The 206-nt window shown below is 69.9% G+C and carries 1 protein-coding gene; it reads left to right on the top strand.

Annotated elements, in window-relative coordinates:
* A partial coding sequence (locus HJV72_RS19655; RefSeq protein WP_330619099.1) for a hypothetical protein occupies positions 1 to 206 on the top strand: 206 nt, incomplete at both ends.

Raw genomic sequence — 206 nt, forward strand, 5'->3', positions numbered from 1 at the left:
GGCATGCTCAACCCGTTCGATGCCGAGGGCCTGCAGCGCCTGGCCGCCGCCGGCCTGACGGCGTTCGCGCTGGAGGCCGCGCCGCGCACCACGCGCGCGCAGAGCATGGACGTGCTGTCCAGCCAGGCCAACATCGCCGGCTACAAGGCCGTGATGCTGGCGGCCAACCACTACCAGCGCCTGTTTAGATCAAGGCGCTCTATGGC

The organism is Extibacter sp. GGCC_0201 (assembly GCF_017566055.1).
Lineage (GTDB): Bacteria > Bacillota > Clostridia > Lachnospirales > Lachnospiraceae > Extibacter.